The following is a 22,890-nucleotide window of genomic DNA, read 5'->3' as shown; positions in this document are numbered from 1 at the left end:
AAACCGGTTCGGCGGAACGAAACGAAAGTGGCCTCCGGGCTTACAGAACGGCAGCGACCTGACCCAAAGGAGGGAACAGAGCTGTGAGGTGATATCACCCGGCGCCGCCCCCGGATCCGCCCCCGGCCGATCCCGCGCTTGCCCCGCCAACTCCCGAAACCCCGCTGAAGCTGCTGGTACCGCTTGAAGCCAGGGTGCTGAGGCCCGAAGCGATGTCCGCCGGACTCGATCCCATCGTCAGCGGAATCACCCAGAGAAAAATCGGGCTGTTGGGCGGCAGGTCCGAAAGCCGCTTTTCCAGCTGCTTTTGGGTGAGGCCCAGGGCGATCGCATTGACGAAGTGACGCCCCATTTCGTCCCGGTTAAAGGAGTTGTTCGGACCCTTTTTTAGCGCCTTGCGGTAATTCCGCCACTCCGCAGCCAGGCGAGCGCCCTCTTCACTGGTTTTGGGAAGCGTTGTACTGAGCATCATCATCAACACCGTGAAAATCAGTCCGATTACACCGGCCGGCCCTGCAAGGAAGATGACGCCGACCATGGCCGCCAGTATCGGCAGCTGGGCCAACAAGTGAAAAGCCATGGCCCGGTAGGCAACCGGATCAAACCAGCCTTTCTCCCGCAGCGCTTTTTTGAATACCTTGCGCCACTGTTTCCACCATTTCCAGCCCTTTTTGTCGGAGAGTTCCAGGATTTTGCCCATGGCGGTCACGCCCTCATCGAGGCGCAGGTTGACTTTATCGATCAGCTGAACCTCCCATTCGGTGAGATCTTCCGCCGGTTTCTTGCCGGTCTTTTCCAGATGATATTCGGGAGTTTCGGTACTCAGAAACTTCTTCTTGCCCTTTTTTTCAACGATCCGGAAATAGCCCCGCCGTGCCAGGTCAAAGAGCGTGATGCCGAGACTGAGCTGGTCGGGTTCCTTGTATAGCGGTCCGAGCAGCAGCACTCTGATCATGGCGGGGGGATGGTCGGAAGGCACCGTGTAGCGTGGAACGCGTTTGACGGACGGCGTTTTGTGGCGGCGCCCATAACGACGGTAGAACCAGATGTAGAGCAGCAGCGAAGCAGGGATCAGAACCGCCATCAACCCGATGCCCACCATCCGCAGCTGCTCATCCCGTTTGCGAGCCTCAATTCTTGCCATTTCTTCCGCTTCCACCCGCTCGAGCGTGAGTCTCCGGTCAGTTACATCGGCATCCGCCAGTACCCCGGTTGGAAACAGAATTCTGGGACGAATCACATCGGAGCTGCGGAATCCTTCCCCTTCCAGAATCAGGAGGTTGCCTTCGGCAGTATGGGTTACATGCTCTGGGGTGTCGCGGTACCAGATGTGCCACTCCGCCGGCTCAATGCGCTCAGGCAGGGCGATACGCACCTGCACGTGACGAGGGGTGCGGTCCAGGCGGTCCGACAGGAACGTCCAGAACCACTCGGTGTGCTCGGGTCCGATCACGAGCGCTTCCGCAAGGTTATACTGAATTGTATAGCGCCGTTCGGTGACCCCCTCGGTCTCGATATACCAGGTGATGCGCAGCTCGCTGTCGCTTCGCTCCACGGTAAAGGTACCGGGTTCGCCGCTGTTGTCGTTGACCAGGGCTCTTCCATCTTCACGGACCCGGATGCGGCTGACGGACTCAAAACCATCCAGGGCAAGGGTATAGTAGACAAAACTGTAGGTTCCGTCGAACTGGTACGTCCGTTCCTCAATATACCGGATGGTTCCGTCCGGGGTGATTTCCGCCTGAATGCCGATTTCAGGGATGTCGTAATCACGCGCAACCAGAGTTGGCGGGAGGAAGAGCAGCAATACTATCAGGGCCGGGAAACGATTCATGATCACTCAGATTGGGATAACCGGTTTTGTGAAAGGGTCGGAGGCAGGGGCGCTTCTGCGCTTCATTCTCTCTGTTCATTCAGCCACTCATACGACCGGACCACAATGAAACTCTCCAGACTGCCCCGGAACTCCTTGCTGACCGGAGTGCCGGTAATGCGGATGCGGCCCCGGTTGTCGCGCCAGAGCCGTAGCATTTCGTCACGCTCCATTTCAAGATACCAGTGTTCGCGGTCGTCCGTGACCAGCACCACATGGGTGAAAGGCTCATTCCCGACAAGTTGCAAGGTTCCTTCCCAGCACTTCACCATGCCCCGGTCATCGGTCAGTGATAGCCCCGCAGCTGCTGTCAAGAGCAGTAAAACCATCATCTTGGCCATTGTGATTCGGATTATTTTGTGCGGCAAACCCGTCGCATGGATAATAAAGGCATGAATCCCAGTATATTGAGGAAACATGCAATGAAATGCAATCTGCTATTCCCCCTTTTCAAAATAAATAATATCTTTAGCGGGTGCAGACGACAGGTCAAAGACAGGATTATTACAGAAAAGCCCTTTTTTTATTATTAATTATAGAGTTAAATTAAGGCTGAAAGGCAAAAGCGCCGGAAAGGGGCACCCTTTCCCGCTCCATTCTGTAACTTTTTTCTCTTCACAAAGGAGACCTGACGAAACCGGTTAAGTGTTCAGCTTTTCATGGAAACCTGGTCGCTCTTGCACGAAACTGTTTTTATACCACAATTATTTACCTCAAACCTTTTTAGATCGCATTATTAAAATGAGACATCCATGGAAAAAGCATTGCAGATAAAGTAGTTGAGACGTTTTAGCGATCATGCCGGACCGGAAAACGGACGGTGGTGCTGTTAAAATGAAAACTGCTGCAGAACGGATGCGGATTATCCCTGTGGATGTATCTCCTGAACTTATTAATCAGAATTGGAACGTATGCAGATGAAATAATCATGACCGGGCTGGTGTCAGGACACACAGCCGAATGATTAAAACCGGTCATGGAATTGCATGTGTCCGCTTAATCTAAATTTTTAAATACATGAAACGCCCGCAAGTAACTATTGATGCCAACGAAGCCGCATCGTATATCGCACATCACCTGAATGAAGTTATTGCCATCTACCCCATTACACCGGCATCTCCCATGGGAGAGTGGGCCGACGCCTGGGCCATGGCCGGCAAAAAAAATATCTGGGGCACCGTTCCCGATGTCGTGGAACTTCAAAGTGAAGGCGGCGCCGCCGGTACGGTTCACGGAGCCCTTCAGTCGGGAGCGCTCTCCACGACGTTTACCGCCTCGCAGGGCCTGTTGCTGATGATGCCCAACCTCTACAAAATTTCCGGTGAACTGACTCCCACCGTTATACATGTCGCAGCGCGAACGGTCGCTGGGCACGCCCTCTCCATTTTCGGAGACCACAGCGATGTGATGGCCATGCGTATGACCGGCATGGCGATGCTCTGCTCCAACAGCGTGCAGGAGTCCATGGATATGGCCATGATTTCCCACGCTGCCACACTGGAGTCACGAATCCCCTTCATTCACTTTTTTGACGGTTTCCGCACCTCGCATGAAGTGCAGAAAATCGAGGAGGTCACCTTCGACGACATGCGGGCGATGATCGACTACGACTGGGTGATTCAGCATCGCGAACGCGCGCTGACCCCCGACAACCCGCTGATTCGCGGAACCGCGCAAAATCCGGATGTCTTTTTCCAGTCGCGTGAAGCCGCCAATACCTTCTACGACAACTGTCCGCGCATCGTCCAGAAAACCATGGACCGCTTTGCCGAACTGACAGGCCGCCAGTATCATCTGTTTGACTACCACGGTCATGCCGACGCCGAAAGGCTGATCGTGCTGATGGGCTCCGGTGCCGAGACCGCTCATGAAACCGTCGACCGGATGAATGCCGACGGCGAAAAGGTCGGCATCCTGAAAGTGCGGCTGTTCCGCCCGCTGGACATGGAGGCGCTTGTCAAGGCTATCCCAAAAACAGTGCACAGCATTGCCGTACTAGACCGAACCAAGGAGCCGGGAAGTGCCGGTGAGCCGCTGTACCAGGATGTGCTTACCGCGCTGCAGGAAAACCGCACTGCCGGTTTCCACAAATTTGCCGATGAGCCGCGTGTGATTGCCGGACGCTACGGACTCTCCTCCAAGGAGTTTACCCCGCCGATGGTCACCGCCGTGTTTGACCAGCTCAAGGAAATCACGCCGAAAAATCACTTCACCATCGGTATCAACGACGATGTGACCCACTCCAGCCTCGATTGGCAGAACGGTTTCGCAACCAACGGCTCAGCGAAAACCGAAACGGTATCCGCCGGCAAAGGCGGTGCCGACAAGGAGGGCAAAACCTTCCAGGCCATGTTCTACGGACTCGGAGCCGACGGTACGGTTAGCGCCAACAAAAACTCGATCAAGATTATCGGCGAAAACACCGATTATTTTGCGCAGGGCTATTTTGTGTATGACTCCAAAAAATCCGGAGCCATGACCACCTCGCACCTGCGATTCGGCCCCAATCCGATCCGTTCCGCGTACCTGATTGACAAGGCCGATTTCATCGCCTGCCACCAGTTCCGATTTGTGGAGCGAATGGATATGCTTCGCCATGCCGCCGATGGTGCAACCTTCCTGATCAATACCCATTACGAAAAAGAGGAGCTCTGGGACAACCTGCCCGACAAGGTGCAGCAGCAGATCGTGGACAAAAACATCCGCCTGTTCTCCATTGACGGCTACAAAGTGGCAAAGGAAAGCGGCATGGGCAACCGGATCAACACCGTGATGCAGGTCTGCTATTTTGCCATCTCCGACATCCTCCCGAAAGAGAAAGCGGTGGCCGCCATCAAGGATGCCATCAAAAAAACCTACGGCGCAAAGGGCGAGGCCGTCCTGAAAAGCAACTACGCCGCCGTGGACAACGCCCTCGAATATCTGTTTGAGGTGGAAGTGCCCGGCAAGGTGACCTCCAAAAAATCGATGCTCAGCCCGGTTTCACCGGTTGCCGGACTGGAGACCCCCGAGTTTGTGGATGATGTGATCAGTGAAATCATCGCCGGAAACGGAGACGACCTGCCGGTCAGCGCCTTCCCGGTCGACGGCACATTCCCGACCGGAACCACCTGCTTTGAGAAGCGGAACATCGCCCAGGATATCCCGGTGCTGGATCCGGATGTCTGTATCCAGTGCGGCAAGTGCGCGATGGTGTGCCCGCATTCGGTCATCCGGATCAAGGCGTTCGACAAGGAGCTGCTTGAAGACGCCCCGCCGACCTTCAAGTCCATGAAAGCCAAAGGCCGGGAGTGGCCGGACGACACCATGGTCAGCATCCAGGTATCCCCCGAGGATTGCACCGGCTGCGAACTCTGTGTGGAAGTGTGCCCCGCCAAAAACCGCAAGGAGGTGGGCCGCAAAGCGCTCAACATGGACAGCATCGAGCCGCATCTCGAAAACGAGAAGGAGAACTGGGACTTCTTCCTGAAGATTCCGGAGTACGACCGTTCAAAGCTGAAGGCGGGCACGGTGAAAGGATCGCAGTTCCTGCAGCCGCTCTTCGAATTTTCCGGAGCCTGTGCCGGCTGCGGCGAGACACCCTATGTAAAACTGGTTACCCAGCTCTACGGCGACCGGATGGTTATCGCCAACGCGACCGGCTGTTCTTCCATCTACGGCGGAAACCTGCCGACAACGCCCTACACGAAAAACGAGCACGGACTCGGTCCGGCGTGGTCCAACTCCCTGTTTGAGGATAATGCCGAATTCGGTCTCGGATTCCGCCTGACGATCGACAAGCAAGCCGAACAGGCGCAGCGCCTGCTGCAGGAGGTCAACGGCTCGGTTCCCGGCAAGCTCAAGGAAGCGATCCTGGACGCTGATCAGTCGGACGAACCCGGAATTTTTGAGCAGCGCGAACGTGTGGCCGAGCTCAAGAAAATTCTGGAGCAGTCGGCCGGGGATGAAAACTCGAAACGGCTCAAGAGTCTTGCCGATTACCTGGTGCGCAAGAGCGTCTGGATCTTCGGCGGTGACGGATGGGCGTATGATATCGGTTACGGCGGACTCGATCACGTGCTCGCTTCCGGGCGCGATGTCAACATCCTGGTTCTCGATACCGAGGTCTATTCCAACACCGGCGGGCAGCGCTCCAAGGCAACTCCGCTCGGGGCCGTTGCCAAATTTGCCGCAGCGGGCAAGGAGACCGCCAAGAAGGATCTCGGCCTGATTGCCGTATCCGGCGGCGGTGCTTATGTGGCACGCGTGGCCATGGGATCCAACGATACCCAGACCATCCGCGCGATCATGGAAGCCGAAGCGTATCCCGGTCCGTCGATAATCATTGCCTACAGCCACTGTATCGCTCATGGCTATAATATGAAGTACGGTCTGGATCAGCAGAAACTGGCAGTGGACTCCGGCTATTGGCCGCTGTTCCGGTTCAACCCGTCACTGGTCAGTGAAGGCAAGAACCCGTTCTCGCTCGACTCCAAGCCGCCGAAAACGGCATTTAAAGATTACGCATACAACGAAATGCGTTATCTGATGCTTTCGAAATCCCATCCCGAGGCTGCCGCGAAGTTCATGAAGCAGGCCCAGGAAGATGTGAATGAACGCTGGCGTCAGTATGAGCACATGGTGAAGCTCTACGAGCCGGAAAGCAAAGAGGAAGAAGCGTAGGAATTATGGAGGATAGTTCCGGCAGGCCGTTATCGCGGTCGCCGGAGCCGGATCTCCCTTCGGATTGCCGCGCCGGGAACGACTCCGGTGAAGCTGTCCGGTCACAAACGGTGTAAAGGCTCGATGTACCAGAGGAAAGACGAAGAGCCAACACCGGAAAGTGTGTCCCGAGAGTATTCTGTTATTTAATTATTACCCCATACGATCGAATCTATGAATCTGGAAACCAATTATTTAGGATTAAAACTGAAAAGTCCGCTGGTCCCTTCCGCCTCGCCGATGAGCAGCGATGTGTCGCTGGTCAGGCGCCTGGAAGATGCCGGGGCCTCCGCAATTGTGATGTACTCCCTGTTCGAAGAGCAGATCACCAGGGAGAACAAGGCGCTGGATCACTTCATGAATGTGTCCGCCGAAAGCTATGCGGAAGCGCTGAGCTATTTCCCGGAGCCGCATGAATATCACAACCTGGAAGCCGAGGAGTACCTCGAGCAGATCAAAAAGCTGAAAAGCGCGGTAGATATTCCGATTATCGCCAGTCTGAACGGCGCTTCCAAAGGCGGCTGGATGGAGTACGCGAAGAAAATGCAGGATGCCGGCGCCGATGCGCTGGAGCTGAATGTCTACTACATCGCGGGCGATCCCGAAATGACCTCCGAGGAAGTGGAAAAAATGTACATCAACGATCTGAAGGCGGTCAAACAGTCGGTTTCGATTCCCGTATCGATCAAACTCGGCCCCTATTTCAGTGCTTTCGGCAATATGGCGAAGCGCCTGGAGAAGGCCGGCGCCGACGGACTCGTACTGTTCAACCGTTTTTATCAGCCGGATATCGATCTGGAAACGAAGGAGGTCGCGCCGACGCTGGAACTCAGCAACTCGTTTGAAAAACGATTGCCCCTGCGCTGGATCGCCATGCTGCGTCCGCATCTCAAAGCCAGTCTGGCCGCCACAACCGGCATCCATTCGGCCGAGGATGTCATCAAAATGCTGCTGGTCGGTGCCGATGTAACCATGCTGGCCTCCGCACTGCTCCGCGAGGGCAGCGGCAAGCTGCAGACCATCGCTTCCGACATGAAAACATGGATGGAAGAAAACGAATATGAGTCTGTTGAGGAGATGAAAGGTGCTATGAGCGCCGCTTCGGTCGGTGACGCGTCGACGTTTGAGCGGGCCAATTACATCCGCATCCTTCAAAGCTACGACACCAAAGGGCTCAGGTAAACGGTATGCGGCTTCGCTCCCGGATTCGCATGAACCCCGGGAGGCGCCGCACCCGGTCATCGGCTCCGGATGAGATTTGTCTCTGTAATTATTAGCTTTACCCATAACCTTAATATTATTATTCCTAAATACGCTGCCTTATGCTTGCTGATTACGGGTTCGTATTACTCTTTCTGGTCAATGGCGCAGTATTTGCCGGCATCACACTGCTGGTTGCATGGCTGCTTCGGCCCAACCGTCCCAGTGAAGGAAAGCTCACCACCTACGAATGCGGAGAGGATCCCGTCGGTTCCGCCTGGATCCAGTATAACAACCGTTTTTATGTGATCGCCCTGATGTTTCTCATTTTCGAGGTGGAGGTTGTACTGCTTTTTCCCTGGGCGACCGTCTTCCAGAGCATGGGCTGGTACGCATTCTGGGCCATGATCGTCTTTGTCTCCCTGATTTTTGTCGGTTTTCTTTATGAGCTTGGCAAGGGAGACCTGCAGTGGGACAAGCCCCGGCCCGCCGTTCCCCGATACGTGGAGGGTGTTGGCGTGGTTCCGGCCGATTGGCGGGAGCCTGCCGCGGTTAACGGTAATGGTACGAAAGCCGAACCGGAAGCGGCACAAACGGCTGCGGCTGCGTCAGAACCACCGGCAGGCGGATTGTCCGGATCCGGAAGCGGGGAGGCGGCAGCCAACAAACCGGAGGAAGGTTCCGCCGGCTCCGAAACCGATATCCGGCAGGAATCACCGAACGACGACCAGGCCGGCACCGGCAAAAACGACGGAAAATGACAAAAGAATGGCTTCACCGGGCCGGAATGACACATTGCAGGCTTCGCCCGGCTGTTCGCGCATGATTTATCACGATTTGTAACAGTACACCTATGGGTTATCTCGACACCAAATACAAAGACAGCAACATCATCATTGTATCGCTTGAAAAAGCGCTCAACTGGGCACGCAAAAGCTCGCTCTGGTACATGCAGTTCGGCCTTGCCTGCTGCGCCATCGAGATGATGGCCGCGGCCGCTTCCCGATACGACCTCGACCGGTTCGGCATCATCCCGCGATCCTCACCACGTCAGGCCGATGTGATGATCGTGGCCGGAACAGTGACCCTCAAAATGGCGACCCGCATCCAGCGGCTCTACGAGCAGATGTCGGAACCGCGCTATGTGATCAGCATGGGTTCCTGTTCCAATTGCGGCGGCCCCTACTGGGAACACGGCTATCATGTGCTCAAGGGCGTTGACCGTGTGGTTCCGGTGGATGTCTATGTGCCGGGCTGCCCGCCCCGTCCCGAAGCTCTGCTTGAAGGCTTTCTTCACCTGCAGAACAAGATCATGAACGAGAGCCAGGTGGAAGGCGTCGATCCGACAAAAGCGGTGGTGATTGAAGACAAGGGCGGTGAAAACCTCTCCGTAAAAAATGTCGATGAAACCGAAGAGCACAAAAAGGCACAGATCGACTTCCCGCAGCAGGATGTGCAGAAAAAGCAGCAGGGAGCGTGAGATATCAGGCGAAGCATGCAAATCATTGAATGGACACCATGAAACCTATTGAAGAGATTACCGGCATCCTGACAGAAAAATTCGGTGAGGATGTGATCGAGCTGAAACCCGACGAGAAGGTCGACCCCTGGATTGTGGTGAGAGTAGACAAAATCGCGGACATCGCGAAGTTTCTGCGCGACGAACCCGGACTCCGTTTCGACTCCCTGATGTGTCTCAGCGGGGTTCATTACCAGAAGGAGGAGCAGCTTGGAGTCACCTACCACCTCGACTCGACCACCGAAAGGCATAAACTGACCCTCAAGGTGCTTATGCCCCAGGACGATGCGCATCTCCCCACTGTCGAACAGGTCTGGAAAACGGCCGACTGGCACGAGCGGGAAGCCTACGATATGTTTGGTATCCGGTTCGATGGCCACCCCGACCACCGGCGCATCCTCTGTCCCGACGACTGGGAAGGCTACCCGCTGAGAAAGGATTACAAGGTCCAGGAATTTTACCGCGGAATGAAAGTGGAGTATTGATGATGGAACAGGCCGGGGAGCGGCATACAGCCCCGCTGCCCCGCAATGCAAGGAAAAGATTTTGATCCGGAATAATCGCACATGACAACAACCAGAGAAAAAAAGCCCGAAGTAACGTTTACTCCCCCGAAAAGTGCCGGAAACGGACTCAAGACCCAGGAGATGGTCATCAATATGGGTCCGCAGCACCCCTCCACACACGGAGTGCTCCGGGTGGAACTGACCCTCGACGGCGAAATCGTGACCAAAGCGGTTCCCCACATCGGCTATCTGCACCGCTGTTTTGAAAAGCACAGCGAGGAGATGAACGAATACCCGAAAGTCATCCCCTATGTGGATCGGATGGACTATGTCGCCGCCATGAACAACGAACTCGGCTTCGCCATCGCCATGGAGCGCATGATGGACATCCAGGTCAACGACCGGGTGGAGCACATCCGGGTGATCATGTGCGAACTGCAGCGCATAGCCAGCCACCTGCTGGCGCTCGGAACCTTCGGCCTCGATATCGGCGCCTTTACTCCGTTTCTCTACTGTTTCATCGAAAGGGAAAAGGTTCTCGACATCTTTGAAAAAGCGAGCGGAGCGCGCCTGCTCTATAATTATATCTGGATCGGCGGACTCATGAACGATGTGCCCGACGATTTTAAAACCGATACCGCCGCATTCGTCACCTCGTTCCGCCCCAAGATCAAGGAGCTTAACGACCTGCTCTCCGACAACAAGATTTTTGTCGAGCGTACCGCCAATGTCGGAGTGCTGCCGGCGAAAGTGGCGATCAATTACGGCGTCTCCGGACCCAGTTTGCGAGGCTCCGGTGTCAAATGGGACCTGCGCCGCGACGACCCCTACTCTATCTACGACCGGTTCGATTTCGATGTGATTGTCGGCGAAGGCCGGATGGGAACTCTGGGCGACTGCTGGGACCGCTACATCGTCCGCGTCTGGGAGATGGAAGAGAGCCTCAAAATAATTGAACAGGCCCTCGACAGTATGCCGGATGAAGGTGATGTGCAAGAGGCCATCCCCAAAAAAGTGCGTCCGCCTGCCGGCGAAATCTACTGCCGGACCGAAACGCCGCGCGGGGAACTGGGCTACTACATCATCAGCGATAAAAAGACCACTCCGTACCGGGTCAAGGCCCGTGCCCCCAGTTTTGTGAATCTCAGTGTATTACCCGCCATCTCCATCGGCGCCATGGTGGCCGATATGGTGGCTATTATCGGAAGTGTTGATATTGTACTCGGCGAAGTTGATCGTTAACCGATTATTGCCCAACTAATTATATAAAAATTATTATGCTGGAATATCTGGAAAATTTGCTGCCGGCCGCTCCCCTGGCTGTCTTTCTCTTTTCCATCGTGCCGCTTACCATCATTCTGGTTTATGCGCTGTTTGCGATCTGGCTGGAACGCAAGGTGGCGGGCCATATCCAGGATCGCCTGGGCCCGATGCGTACCGGCGGATGGCACGGATGGTCGCAGACCATCGCCGACCTGGTCAAAATGCTCCAGAAAGAGGATATTGTGCCGGCCAAAGCCGACCGGTTTTTCTTCAAAATGGCGCCGTTTATCGCATTCGGTGCCTCATATGCCGCTTTTGTGGCGATCCCCTTCAGCAGTGCCTATATCGGCAGTATGATCGATGTGGGCGTTTTCTACATCGTCGCCATCACCTCGCTGCTCTCCATCAGTATTATTATGGGGGGATGGGCCTCGAACAACAAATGGTCGCTTCTGGGGGCGATGCGAACCGCTGCGCAGACGGTCAGTTACGAGGTGCCGACCATCGCCACCATCCTGTCGGTGATCGTGGCCACCGGTACGCTCAACCTGATGGAAGTCACCGAAATGCAGTCGGGCAACGGGTTTCTCGGTTTTCTGCCCAACTGGATGATCTTCCACAGCCCGTTCATGGTCATCGCGTTTGTGATCTTTTTCATCGCGATACTGGCGGAGTCGCACCGGGTGCCGTTCGACCTTCCCGAATCGGAATCGGAGCTGGTGGGCGGATACCAGACCGAGTACTCCGGCATGCGCTGGGGCCTGTTCATGCTCACCGAATACGCCGACATGCTGCTTTTATCGCTGGTTACGGCCGCGCTGTTCTTCGGCGGCTGGAACAGTCCGTTCGGCTCCTTCATGGACGGCCCGCTCTGGGGCGCCTTCTGGATGCTGCTCAAGGGCATGATCGTGGTCTTTGTGATGATGTGGCTGCGCTGGACCCTGCCGAGGCTGCGCGTGGATCAGCTGATGAACCTGTGCTGGAAGTACCTGATTCCGCTTTCGTTCGTGAATCTGGTGCTGATCGCGCTTTGGGAGATGATTTTTTAATTCGTATCAGAGGTACGCTTTATGGTTAAACTACTCAATGACACCTACACAACCTTCAAAACGATATTCACCGGGATGGGAATCACCTGGGGGCACCTGTTCCGGCGATCGGTGACGGTGCAGTACCCGGAAGTGCGAGACGTGCTTCCACAGCGGGTGCGGCTCAAACTGGATGTCAATATGGACGACTGTATCGGCTGTCGGCTGTGTGAACGGGCCTGTCCGGTGGAGTGCATCACCATCGGCACGATCAAATCCACCGACGACGACGATCTCGGGGAGACATCCACCGGCCACAAAAAGAAGCTGTGGGTCAACGAGTTCGATATCGATATGGCAAAATGCTGCTACTGCGAGCTTTGCGTGCACCCGTGCCCGACCGATTGCATCACCATGGTCGAGGATTACGAATATTCGTCCTACGACCGGAACGACCTGATTTTCTCGTTTTCAGACATGACTCCGGAACAGATAGAGGCGGCACAGGTCAAGCTCGAGCAGGAGGAAGAGGAGAAAAAACGCAAGAAGGAGGAAGCCCGAAAGGCCAAAGAGATGAAGAAGGCCGCGGAAGCAGCGGAGGCCGGTGAGGCGAACGAAGGCAGTGCGGAGGCGAAGGAGGGAACCGGCGGTGGCGGAGATACCGACGCCGAAGCCGCAAAGGAGGCCCGCCGGGCCGAACGTGAAGCACGCAGAGCCGCCAGAAAAGCGGAACGCGAAGCCAAAAAGAAATCGGAAGATTGAACAGTATGATGCCGCGGGAGGGTATGGCACTCCCGCAAAATTGGAAACTATTGAACATACGGGTATAGAAAACTTATGGATCTGTCTGCGATAGCCTTTTATGTATTTGCGATCCTGATCATCGGCAGCGCCGCATTTATGGTGTTCTCCAGGAACATCGTGCACTCGGCGTTCGCGCTCATGTTCACCCTCGGCGGACTGGCCGCTTTCTACGCATTGCTCTACGCCGGTTTTGTTGCCGTTACCCAGCTGCTGGTTTATGTGGGGGGGATTCTGGTGCTCATCCTTTTCGGAGTGATGCTCACCACCCAGGGCTTTTTTGAGAAAGTCCGGACCCGCACCGTCAACCTGCTGCCGGCGACTCTGTTCGCCGCCATCATCGCTGTGCTGCTGATCGGGGTATTCGTTACCACCGAGTGGGTGCTGGCACCGATGGAAGACGGCGCAGCCACCATGACGGGCCTCGGCGAACTGCTGCTCACCGACTTCATGCTCCCGTTCCAGGTGTCGGGCGTACTTCTGCTGCTGGCCATCATCGGCGCGGTGCTCATGGCGGCCCGGACACGCACCCCGGACTCCTGAATCTTTTAAACTTTTTGCTCTGCAATCAGCAGCTCGAAATCACAACATTGTAAACTGAAACTGATATGGTCTTACCCGAATGGCTTGCAGAACCCGGCCTGAACCACTTCCTGGTGGTCAGTGCCCTTCTGTTTTCGCTCGGATTACTTGCCGTCATCTCCAGAAGGAACATCATCATGGTTCTGATGGGAATCGAACTGATTCTCAACTCCGCCAACCTCAACTTTGTGGCGTTCAGCCGGTACGGCGCCCTGTCGCTTGACGGCCACATGATCGCCCTGTTTGTCATCATCATCGCCGCGGCGGAGGCGGCCGTGGCACTGGCCATCGCTCTCAATATCTACAACCGGTTCGGGTCGGTAGATGTCGAACAAATCAGCGAGTTAAAGGAGTAGAAACCTATGGGATTGGATACTTTGATACTGTTTTCATTGATCGCGCTATTTCTGCCGCTGGCCGGTTTTGTGCTGCTGATTTTCTTCGGCAAGCGCCTGCCCCGGCAGGGCGACTGGCTCGGAACCGGGATAGTATCGGTGACACTGATACTCTCGCTTTTCATCATGTTTGCAAAGCTGGCCACACCGGAAACGGTTACGGCAAGCTGGACCTGGGCGCAGTTCGGCGGCATTCCCGGCATCGGGGAGGTCACCGTGGAGCTCGGCATTCTGATCGACAACCTCTCGGCGGTGATGCTGGTCGTAGTGGCCCTCATCAGCACCCTGGTGCATTTTTTCTCGATGGGGTATCTGAAGGGGGATGTGCGCTACTCCCGGTATTTTGCCTATCTGGGCATCTTTACCTTTTCGATGATGGGCATCGTGCTTACGCACAACCTGCTGATGATGTACATATTCTGGGAGCTGGTGGGGCTGAGCTCCTACCTGCTCATCGGACACTGGTATGAAAAGAAGTCGGCGTCCAATGCCGCCATGAAGGCGTTTATCGTCAACCGGGTGGGCGATGCCGGGATGTTCATCGGCATCATGATCATTTTCGTGCATTTCTCGACCTTTTCGTTCGACGCCATCTTCAGCGCGGTAGCCGCCGGCAACCTGCCGTTTGAAAGCCAGGCATGGCTCACCGCCGCGGGGGTTCTGATTTTCTGCGGAGCGATCGGCAAATCGGCCCAGTTCCCGCTGCATGTCTGGTTGCCGGACGCGATGGAGGGCCCGACACCGGTCAGCGCACTCATCCACGCCGCCACAATGGTTGCCGCAGGTGTGTTCCTGGTAGCGCGCCTGTTCCCGCTCTTCACGGCCGACGCCCTGCTGGTGATCGCTTATGTCGGCGCGTTTACCGCCCTGCTGGCCGCAACCATCGCCATCACCCAGTACGACATCAAAAAAGTGCTGGCTTGGTCCACTATCAGTCAGCTCGGCTACATGATTATGGCGCTTGGCGTCGGCGCTTACGCCGCCGGATTCATGCACCTGGTTACCCACGCCATGTTCAAAGCCGGACTGTTTCTTGGCTCAGGCGCGGTGATCTACGCCATGCATGTCGCTTTGCACAAACAGCACGACCACGACACCGACGCCCAGGACATCCGCAACATGGGGGGCCTGCGCGGCAAAATGCCGGTAACCTACTGGACCTTCCTGATCTTTACCCTGGCAATCTCCGGCATCCCGCTCACCTCCGGCTTCCTCAGCAAGGATGAAATTCTTGCCGGTACCCTGGCCTTCAGCACGCTCAGCGGACACTGGCTGCTGCCGCTCATCGCGTTCGCCGTGGCCGGTATGACCGCCTTCTACATGTTCCGGCTTGTGATACTGACCTTCCATGGCAAGCCCGCCGACCCCGAGCGACTTTCACTGATTCGCGAAGTGCCCGGCGTGATGGCCGTTCCGCTGATTGTCCTTGCAGCGTTATCCACGTTCATTTTCTTCAGTTTTAACCCGTTCGGCGCAGCGTCAGGCTGGCTGTTCCAGGCGCTGGAAAGGCCCGCGAGCGTTGTGCCCGAAGCCATTGCCCCGGCCACCTGGGCAACCCTTTACGAAGCTATCAGCCGGGTGCATACCCTGGTGATGATCCTTTCGATCGTGATTGCCGTTGCCGGCCTGGCCTTTGCCTGGATGGTCTATGAAAAACGGTCGTTCAGCGCAGATAAAATGGCATCCGCCATGGGTCCGCTGTACCGGGGCTCACGCAACAAATGGTATTTCGATGAAATGTACCAGGCGGTGTTCGTCAACGGCACCCTGTCGCTTACCCGCATTTCCAACTGGTTCGATTTTAACATTATCGACGGCATCGTGAACGGTGCAGGAACGGTTACCCGCGGGGTCTCCCGCATCAGCGGATGGATCGACAACACCTTTGTCGACGGTCTGGTGAACTTCCTGGCGAATATTACCGGGCGCATCGGCATGAAGGTTCGCCGCATTCAAACCGGCAGTATTCAGCACTACCTGGTTTTCGCCCTGTTCGGCTTTTTGATTATCACCATTGTGCTACTCTCGATTTAAATTATTCCGGCAGAAACATCATAAACAGAAAAAAACGGTATGGAATTATCAATATTCGGCATCGGTATTCTCACCTGGATCGTATTCCTCCCCATTGTCGGGATGCTCATTGTTCTACTGATTCCCGGTGAACAGAAAAATGCCATCCGCTGGACTGCGGCAGGTGTTACGGGCATCCAGCTGCTGCTGGCGGTGGTGGTCCTGGCCATGTTTGACCGCACCGCCCTGGGCATCAACGACGCGAGCAGTTTCCAGTTTGTGGAACAGTTCGAATGGATCATCGTTGAGGCGGTGCCCTGGGTCGGCAGAATCGAAATCATGTACTTCCTCGGTATCGACGGACTCAGCGTGCTGATGGTGCTGCTCACCGCGCTCATCAGTGTGATCGGCGTCGTCTCTTCCTGGAGCATTGAAAAGAAGGTGAAAGGCTATTTCGCCCTCTATCTGCTGCTGGTTACCGGCATGATGGGTGTGTTTGTGGCACTCGACTTCTTCCTGTTCTTCATCTTCTGGGAGGTGATGCTCCTGCCGATGTATTTCCTGATCGGGATCTGGGGTGGGCCCCGCCGTGAGTACGCCGCCATCAAGTTCTTTATCTATACTTTCGCCGGCGGTGTGCTGATGCTTCTGGTGATGCTGGCACTCTACTTCAGCGTGGCCTACACCAACGGTGCCGGTGAGCAGGTCCATACATTTAACCTGCTGCATATGATGAATTCTGCGAACTTCGTGGAAGGCTCCATCCTGTATGGCCTCGACACCACCTGGCGCTATGTGGCCTGGGTAGCGCTGTTCATAAGCTTCGCGATCAAGGTGCCGCTTTTCCCGTTCCACACCTGGCTTCCCGACGCCCACGTTGAGGCGCCGACACCGATATCGGTGATCCTGGCCGGAGTGCTGCTGAAACTCGGGACCTACGGCATGTTGCGTATCATGTACCCGATTCTGCCCGACGGTACGGTCTACTTCATGTACCTGATGGCGTTCCTCGGCATGATCAGCATCATCTACGGAGCGCTTTGCGCCATGGCGCAGGAGGACTTCAAAAAACTCATCGCCTATTCGTCGATTAGCCACATGGGTATCGTGATGCTGGGGATGGCTTCGCTCACCAACCAGGGAACCGTTGGCGCGGTACTGCAGATGTTCAACCACGGAACCATCACCGCCATGCTCTTCCTTATCGTCGGCGTACTGTATGACCGGACCGGCAAACGCGGCCTGTACGATTTCGGTGGTATCGCCAATCAGATGCCGAAATACACCGGCATCGCCATGGTGGCCATGTTCGCGGCGCTCGGCCTGCCCGGCCTCAGCGGGTTCGTGAGCGAGCTGTTCTCGTTCCTCGGAGCGTTCGCCGCCTTCCGCTGGATCACCATTATTTCGGTGATCGGAATTGTGCTGACCGCCGCTTACATCCTCTGGACCATCCAGCGGGTGTTCCTCGGTGAACTGGGTGATGAGCACAAAAGCCTGGCCGACCTGACCGGCCGCGAGCTGCTCATGTTCGTGCCCCTGCTGATCATCGTAATACTGCTGGGGGTCTATCCGGGTCCGGCTATCGAACTTATGAACGCCTCACTGAGCCATCTGGTCGATTTTGTAGGTGCGGGCGTCCGGTAACAGGTGAGCTGAATCACAAAAAACATTTGGAAATACACGGTTTTTGATAATCTGACAAAGGTATGGCAGAACATATTATAGAAAGTATTTTCCGGTTTCTTCCCGAGATCGCGCTGACGGTGACGCTTGTGGCGGCAATTGTCGCGGATCTGATACTGAAGGACCGAAACAGGAACGTGGCCTGGGTTGTGCTGGCGGGTCTGGCTGTTACCGCCATTCTGGTTTGGCAGCAGGCAGGCTGGAATGTCTCGATTTTCAGCGACACCGTAGCGGTGGATCCGTTCGCCGTGTTCTTCAAGATGCTGCTTGTCGTGGCCGGGGTATTCATCGTGCTGTTTTCGGTTAAGAGCCGCGAACTGGAGCATAACAGCACCCGGATCGGGGAATACTACATGCTGCTTACCGGGGTGCTGCTCGGCATGTTCCTGATGGTCGGCGCCACCAACCTGCTGATGATGTATCTGGTGTTCGAAATGACGAGCATCAGCTCCTATGTGCTTGCCGGATTTACCAAAAATCTGCGCAAGTCGGCCGAAGCCTCGATGAAGTACATCATCTTCGGCGCTGTTTCTTCGGGTTTTCTGCTGTACGGATTATCCCTGCTGATCGGCATCACCGGCGCCATTGATATCTACGGGGTGCGTGACGCGCTCCAGGCCGGGGTAGAGCAGACCGCCGCCCTCTACCTGGCGGTCATCATGATTATCGTCGGGTTCAGCTACAAGATAACGGTGGTCCCGTTCCATTTCTGGGCGCCGGATGTGTATCACGGCGCGCCGGTCACCATCACCACCTTCCTGGCAACCGCATCCAAAATCGCCGGTTTCGCCATGATGATTCGCTTTTTCCGCGTTTCGTTCATGGAGTCGGGCGCCCTCACCGTGCCCGGCTTTGACGGTGTGCTGGCCATTGTACCCTGGAATGTGCTGCTGGCCGTACTTGCGGCGGTTACCATGCTGGCCGCCAACCTGATGGCGCTGTGGCAGGAAAATATCAAACGCCTGCTGGCCTACTCCAGCATCGCGCACGCGGGTTTTATTTTGATGGGTCTGGCACTGTTGACCGATGAGGGGATCAGCGCCATGATGATCTACCTGGCCATCTACCTGTTCATGAACATGGGCGCGTTTTATGTGGTCATGCTGGTGTCCAACAAACTGGACACCGAGCTGGTCAGCGACTATGAGGGGCTCGGACAGCGATCGCCTTTCCTGGCTGTAACCATGGCCATTTTCCTGGTTGCGCTGGCAGGATTTCCTCCGACAGCCGGCTTCATCGCGAAAGTCTATATATTCGGCGCTACGATAAGCGCGGGGTGGATTTGGCTGGTGGCCGTTGCCGGACTCGCAACCATCATTTCGCTTTTCTATTATATCCGGGTGGTCCGCAATATGTTCCTTGCCGAACCGGCGGAGGGCGCGTCCGGTATGATACGCTTCGACCGCGGTACCATGGCGATTCTGATCGCACTGCTGATTCCGGTGCTGCTGCTGGGCATCTGGTTCTCGCCGATCGTTGCCTGGGCGCGCGACGCGGTAGTCATGTTCGGATTATAATATAATTTTTCTGGAAGAAGCATAAAGTTCATCAAGGGGTCTTTTGTTATTATTTGCTATCATGGGGTTATGATTGCGGATGAACCATGTTTCGGCTTTAAGTAAAACGGCATTCGAAAAGCGGCTTGATATTGCGATTATTAATATCACTATTTCTCACAGGTAAGATTATCGGTTGTTCTGCTGAGACCGGCAAAAGGGTATCTGATGAGGATGTCGAGCTTTCGGATTTTGTAAAAATATTTTGAAGAGAGATAGTTTCAAACAGAGCGTCACTGACCGCAACAGCTTGTCCGTTGCCTGCCGTTGCCGACAGACAGCAGAGCTCACTGTTTGGGTCTTAATCGGTGAATACCGAGTTCAGATAGTACGCCTTTTGAAAAGCAGAATCAGCAGCCTCTGATGCAAGTTGCTCATCTTCGGTGTAGAGCACAATTCGGAATATTGTACCCATCCATTGTGAGGAATAGTCGTAACGGACGGGTGTATTGAAGAGACTGCCAGATTCTTGATCAGCTTTAGTGGAAGATGGTCAAAGCGATGTAAACAAGGGAGCCTCCCTGATATGTGGATCGGGAGGCTCCGCCTTCTGAAAATGCCTGTCACAATAATAAAAGGGATCCGCAAGCACAGCTTTATGAAACAAAACCTTCAAAGCCATTTAACCGGGATCTTTGAAAATATACCTGACTGTAGTACATCGATCGTGCAGCAGGCAACCCGAATCAGTGCGACCGGGTCAATTATGGCACCTGAACAAAATACGGAAGTTCATCCAAAGCGGCATCGGTAACTATGGTAACGGGGCCTGTGAAGAGATCTCCTTGTGTGTTTTTCCAGGTTCCCCGAGGAAGTACGACTTCCCTTGAGCGTTGGCCGGCTTGCATCACCGGAGCAACCAGTACAGAGTCCCCCAAAAGGAATTGATCGGTGATGTTTGCGTAACCCTCATTTGGGAAAACATACTCCATATAGCGAACAACGGGTTCGCCGCTAATGGCGGCATGTTCGGCAAGTTCAACAATATACTCTTCGAATAATGAGCGTAATTCGGTAGCCTTCAAAACGGCTTGAAAATGTTCATCATCAAGAACTCTCCATGGAGCAACAGAAAACTGCATCATCGGCATCAAAGCATGAGTTTGCGTCGATCTGACGACAAGTTCCTGATCGACTTCATCGAGATTGATGAAAGAGCCCATCAATCCCCCCCCGATCATATCAGGACAGGTGAAAGCATATCCTGCCAGGCCTTGCGTGAGTATGTGCGGGACTAACTGATTCAGATCTTCCCAGGAGTGTCCTTTGTCCCGAAGGCGCTGTGCCAGTGGCTGTCCCCCCATCTTCCAGGTTGCCCGGTACTCGTTGAGGGGGTATTTGAGTCCGATTTCAGCAAATAGTCGGGAATGTTCATTCGGTGTTACATCTTTGTATGCATAGGTATCCACATAATATTCGGCATCACCGGCGTCCAGCTTGAAGCCGTCTACTCCGTAGGTATCCATCAAATAGTGAAGCTGTTCATGAAACCATGTTCCGGCTTCCGGATGCGTCAGATCCAGCAGAGCACTTTGGCCATTCCACCAGTGGATGACCTTTGGTTGACCTGTTTCGTCTTTCAGAAGCAGATCCTGGTCCCGCAGAAAACGATAAACTTCGGTATCGGGACTTACAAAAGGACATACCCAAAGCATGACGGTAAAACCCAGTTCATGAAGTTCATCGACCATGGCTTTTGGATCATCAAAACGTTCGCTCCTGAACTGCCAGTCGCCGTAGCTTCGCTGCCAGTTATCATCAATCATGATAATTCCGGGAGGAAGGCCATTTTCGATAATGGCATGGGCATATTTCAGAATATCATTCTGATTCTGATCGTAAAGGAGTTCGATCCATGTATTGTATTGTGGTTTGCGGAACAGGCGCTCATCAGGCATGGTTCCGGTGGGGTGGAAGTGACGGTTACTAGCTGCCAGATAGGCTTCCCGCAACGTTTCTCCCTGATCATAGAGAAGAAACTCTCCTTCAGGCTTTTCCAATTGGATGAGATTCTTATCCCAGGAAACACGAAAAGGCTCTGATGACCATATATAGCGCCCCTTGCTGGAAACCATCAGAGGCTGGGCCTGATTCTCATAAAGGTAGCCGTAAAGGTCGGCTTGGTAAGTATCTTGCAGAGGCATATAGTGCCCGTGATTCACAATTCCAATCCACCAGTGTTCATTTTCCAGTGCTTCTACTTTGGTAATGCCGGATTTTTGGTTACTACAACCAACAATCATGACAAAAAAGAGGATTAAGCAGATTTTGGCTTGCATGGTTTTCAGGATTAAGGGTTTATTAAACGGAATCCATTCCGGTGGAGAATAATGGGTGAATGGATTCCATGAGAGGAGAATAGTCTGAATCCGTTCAAAGATTCAGACAGTGCTGAGAATGCATGTGTGATATCGTCAGCTTTAGCTCGTTACAGGGAATATGTAACGCGGGTATGATAGGTTAGGCAGGGATCTCTTGTTGTGTTAATCGTTGGTTAAAGTGAATGAGATTAAAACAATGGAAATATTTATGCATCGATTTTTTTATGGACCACTTCACATAACTGTCGGCATCCCGATAGCCGGAGAGGTTGTTGTAAAGCTTTTTGCGGGTATCGAGAACATCGGGATGTGTCCAGATATATCGGCTGCAGGTCCTCATCAGCCACTCTCTTCGGGATTGAGTAAGATCCTGGAAGTCAGCACCGGTTTCATCTTTCTGAAGCCATTTTTGCCATCGATTGCTGGTGAGGACAGCATGTTCAAGAGCTTCGTATAACCCCGATTGCTTGCCGATCTTTTTTTCAAGTTTCATCAGATCCATCAGGGCAAGAAATTCCTCTTCGGTAAATTCAGGACCCACATTGGCTCCTCCCATGCCACTAAGCGGGTAATCTTCCGGATTATCTACATAATCTGAATAATGGCCTTTAATTGCGGCACCGTACACTTCTGTTTGAGAAGTCAGGTCGCGGGCCATGGATGGCTCGAAATAGGTGGTATGAAGATCGGTGCCTACTTTGCCAACCACAAAGCATGGCCAGGCATACTCCATGTTAGCCTTTTTCAGGCCTGTATCCAGGAGGGAGAGGAATTTATTAAAGCTGTCTTTATTGGCCAGGCCGCCATGTACCTCTTCGGTACCGACTTCATAGGCAATTCTCGGATATCCCCTGGACGAACGATAGTTTTCGGAATGAATGATCAGATCCTGTGTGCGATCGGCCACAAGATCAATGGGTACAGGGTCATCTCCGGGAATGGTTCTGTCAACCGTAGGGTCAATGTGTAACAAATCATAACCGGCATCAATGCAGGCTTCAAGCGACACTTTAACGGCGGCCATTGTCTCATCAAAAGAAAGGTTATCGCGTGTATGGCTATCTTTCAGCCAGGGGCCACCATGATCCAGACAGGGCATCACCGGACTTTCCAGGCCGATTTTCTCGCTGTATTCGGAAATAAAATCGACCAGTGCCCGGGGAGTCCATCCGGTATAGCCGCCATCGGTATCCACCTGGTTGAGAGTCGCTGCAAATAATAATGGGGCGTCCGCCTCTTTTGAGGCCTCAAGGGCAGCACGTGTCACCGTTTCCGAGTTCGGACAAACGGCAAACAGAGCTGCCTTGTTTTTAAAAGGGCCACGAACCTGATCAATCAGATAATTAACAATAGGTTGTTCATTCTGTTCGGCGAGTGAGCGTATGTCGAGATTGATATTATTTGTTGAAGTAACCATAATGAAACAGATTCAATATTATTATTGATATA

General features: G+C 54.3%; 16 protein-coding genes and 1 pseudogene. 13 read left to right on the top strand and 4 right to left on the bottom strand.

From position 1 onward, the window contains the following. Window positions 1-94: 94 nt before the first annotated feature. Window positions 95-1,834 carry a DUF2207 domain-containing protein gene (locus tag QA596_10275; protein ID MDG5767852.1) on the bottom strand — a complete coding sequence of 580 codons (1,740 nt, stop codon included), beginning with the start codon at window positions 1,832-1,834 and terminating at the stop codon, window positions 95-97. A 62-nt stretch (window positions 1,835-1,896) separates the two neighbouring features. Further along, the gene (locus QA596_10270) at window positions 1,897-2,214 is read right to left on the bottom strand and encodes a hypothetical protein (protein MDG5767851.1); all 318 of its coding nucleotides are present in this window, start codon (window positions 2,212-2,214) and stop codon (window positions 1,897-1,899) included. Between the two features lie 676 nt (window positions 2,215-2,890). Between QA596_10270 and nifJ the strand changes: the two genes are divergently transcribed. From nifJ to QA596_10205, 13 genes and pseudogenes are all read left to right on the top strand, one after another. After that, window positions 2,891-6,535 carry a pyruvate:ferredoxin (flavodoxin) oxidoreductase gene (gene nifJ / locus QA596_10265; GenBank protein MDG5767850.1) on the top strand — a complete coding sequence of 1,215 codons (3,645 nt, stop codon included), beginning with the start codon at window positions 2,891-2,893 and terminating at the stop codon, window positions 6,533-6,535. 213 nt (window positions 6,536-6,748) lie between these two features. After that, window positions 6,749-7,756, top strand: a complete 1,008-nt coding sequence (locus QA596_10260) for a dihydroorotate dehydrogenase-like protein (protein MDG5767849.1) — start codon at window positions 6,749-6,751, stop codon at window positions 7,754-7,756. Between the two features lie 140 nt (window positions 7,757-7,896). Further along, window positions 7,897-8,535 (top strand): NADH-quinone oxidoreductase subunit A, encoded by a 639-nt coding sequence (locus tag QA596_10255; protein ID MDG5767848.1) that lies wholly within the window; start codon window positions 7,897-7,899, stop codon window positions 8,533-8,535. Between the two features lie 92 nt (window positions 8,536-8,627). Further along, a pseudogene (locus QA596_10250) lies at window positions 8,628-9,104 on the top strand (NADH-quinone oxidoreductase subunit B). 188 nt (window positions 9,105-9,292) lie between these two features. After that, a complete protein-coding gene (locus tag QA596_10245; GenBank protein ID MDG5767847.1) occupies window positions 9,293-9,778 on the top strand; it encodes an NADH-quinone oxidoreductase subunit C in 486 nt (161 codons plus the stop codon). 81 nt (window positions 9,779-9,859) lie between these two features. Then, complete coding sequence (locus QA596_10240) at window positions 9,860-11,041, top strand: NADH-quinone oxidoreductase subunit D (GenBank protein MDG5767846.1); 1,182 nt, start codon at window positions 9,860-9,862, stop codon at window positions 11,039-11,041. A gap of 35 nt (window positions 11,042-11,076) precedes the next feature. Next, window positions 11,077-12,111, top strand: a complete 1,035-nt coding sequence (gene nuoH, locus QA596_10235; GenBank protein ID MDG5767845.1) for an NADH-quinone oxidoreductase subunit NuoH — start codon at window positions 11,077-11,079, stop codon at window positions 12,109-12,111. Window positions 12,112-12,132: 21 nt separating this feature from the next. After that, window positions 12,133-12,852 (top strand): NADH-quinone oxidoreductase subunit I, encoded by a 720-nt coding sequence (locus QA596_10230; GenBank protein MDG5767844.1) that lies wholly within the window; start codon window positions 12,133-12,135, stop codon window positions 12,850-12,852. 75 nt (window positions 12,853-12,927) lie between these two features. Next, window positions 12,928-13,434 carry an NADH-quinone oxidoreductase subunit J gene (locus QA596_10225; protein ID MDG5767843.1) on the top strand — a complete coding sequence of 169 codons (507 nt, stop codon included), beginning with the start codon at window positions 12,928-12,930 and terminating at the stop codon, window positions 13,432-13,434. Window positions 13,435-13,499: 65 nt separating this feature from the next. Then, window positions 13,500-13,829, top strand: coding sequence for an NADH-quinone oxidoreductase subunit NuoK (gene nuoK, locus QA596_10220; GenBank protein MDG5767842.1), 330 nt, complete (start codon window positions 13,500-13,502; stop codon window positions 13,827-13,829). 6 nt (window positions 13,830-13,835) lie between these two features. Continuing rightward, window positions 13,836-15,902, top strand: a complete 2,067-nt coding sequence (gene nuoL, locus QA596_10215; protein ID MDG5767841.1) for an NADH-quinone oxidoreductase subunit L — start codon at window positions 13,836-13,838, stop codon at window positions 15,900-15,902. A gap of 39 nt (window positions 15,903-15,941) precedes the next feature. Further along, window positions 15,942-17,525, top strand: coding sequence for an NADH-quinone oxidoreductase subunit M (locus QA596_10210; GenBank protein ID MDG5767840.1), 1,584 nt, complete (start codon window positions 15,942-15,944; stop codon window positions 17,523-17,525). Between the two features lie 62 nt (window positions 17,526-17,587). Beyond that, entirely contained in the window at window positions 17,588-19,081 is a 1,494-nt protein-coding gene (locus QA596_10205; protein MDG5767839.1) for an NADH-quinone oxidoreductase subunit N, read from the top strand. 743 nt (window positions 19,082-19,824) lie between these two features. On the opposite strand, the gene QA596_10200 is transcribed toward QA596_10205, so the two are convergent. Further along, window positions 19,825-21,264, bottom strand: coding sequence for a glycoside hydrolase family 31 protein (locus tag QA596_10200; protein ID MDG5767838.1), 1,440 nt, complete (start codon window positions 21,262-21,264; stop codon window positions 19,825-19,827). Window positions 21,265-21,580: 316 nt separating this feature from the next. Next, the gene (locus tag QA596_10195) at window positions 21,581-22,858 is read right to left on the bottom strand and encodes a class II D-tagatose-bisphosphate aldolase, non-catalytic subunit (GenBank protein MDG5767837.1); all 1,278 of its coding nucleotides are present in this window, start codon (window positions 22,856-22,858) and stop codon (window positions 21,581-21,583) included. Window positions 22,859-22,890: the final 32 nt, after the last annotated feature.

The sequence above is a fragment of the Balneolales bacterium ANBcel1 genome (assembly GCA_029688905.1).
Lineage (GTDB): Bacteria > Bacteroidota > Rhodothermia > Balneolales > Natronogracilivirgulaceae > SLLW01.
Note: the sequence above shows the minus strand (reverse complement) of the source record. Positions and strands in the feature narration are given on the sequence as shown.